Genomic DNA, 1158 nt, shown 5'->3' with positions numbered 1-1158 from the left:
TTATGTTGTATGCTGTGATAAATCAACATTCCGACGGCAAACGCGATCAAAATTGTGCTCAAAATTATTTGAATCAACAAGACTACGAAACTGCGATCGATGCGCCAACAACTTTGAAAATAGTGTGTGTCATACGCCGGATAGCTGGGCGGATCAGGAGCGGTGCCTCTAGTGATGCTAAAAACATTTCCCATTTTTTCTGGACAAATTATATATAATGCATTGGCAAAAGATTAATAATTTGGAATTTACACCAGCTAAGGTCCGGAGTATCACCACCCAACTGCGAGCTGGCCAATCTGTTGAGGCCCCAATAAAGCGGGCCAAATACCGCATCCATCCTGATGGTCATCTTGAACTCCTCCTAAACGATGAGGCCTATGAAATTGTGCCAAGTGATAAGATCAAGGATAAGCTAGATAAAATTCTTGATGATCCAGCCACTGCACTTAGAGGGCGCGACCGCCTTTACATGCGAATAAAAGACCTCAAACTAATCGGCATAAGTCGCCCAGCTGTGGCCAAATATTTAGCTGGCAATGAGACGGCCCAACTACATCAGCCCTTGCGGCGGCCAACTGTTCACAAGCCAATCATAACAAACCATGTTCTGGACAGAATGCAGGCCGACTTAATCGAGATGGGAGAATGGGCGGGCCATAATCATCGGCGCGCTTATGCCCTGACAATCATTGATTGCTTCAGCAAATATGCCTGGGTCAAGCCAATGACAAAAAAAACAGCGGAGAAAACACTGGAGGTTCTTGAGCCTATATTGCGCCAATACACGCCAAAGATCTTGCAGACAGATAATGGCGGCGAATTCATCAATGCGGCGGCCAATGAGTTGTATAAAGAGTTAGGAATCAAACACCTGAATAGTTTTCCCTACAAACCCAGCACAAATGGCATGATTGAGCGCTTCAACCAAACAATAAAACGCGCCATAATGCAATATATGACGGCCAAGGGAACAAAGAGATGGTATGATATCGTTGATACTTTGGTCGATAATTACAACGATGCTTATCACAGCACAATCAAGGCCAAGCCTAAAGATGTCTTCTTTTCTGATGGCGTGGGCACTCGCAAAGTAGCCAAGAATATAAAAGCCGCGGCCCACAAAATGGTTGAGGTCGGATCAGTGACAAGGGGAGT

At 45.1% G+C, this 1158-nt stretch carries 2 protein-coding genes; both read left to right on the top strand.

Going from position 1 to position 1158, the window contains the following annotated elements:
• On the top strand, positions 1-218 hold a 218-nt coding region (locus AC2VLY_RS02630), incomplete at its 5' end, for a hypothetical protein (RefSeq protein ID WP_486921721.1).
• A partial coding sequence (locus AC2VLY_RS02625) for a DDE-type integrase/transposase/recombinase (RefSeq protein ID WP_486921720.1) occupies positions 218-1158 on the top strand: 941 nt, incomplete at its 3' end. The genes AC2VLY_RS02630 and AC2VLY_RS02625, both read left to right, overlap by 1 nt.

This window comes from Acidithiobacillus sp. TH-A36, from assembly GCF_057473445.1.
This window is presented reverse-complemented; position numbering and strand designations above follow the sequence as displayed.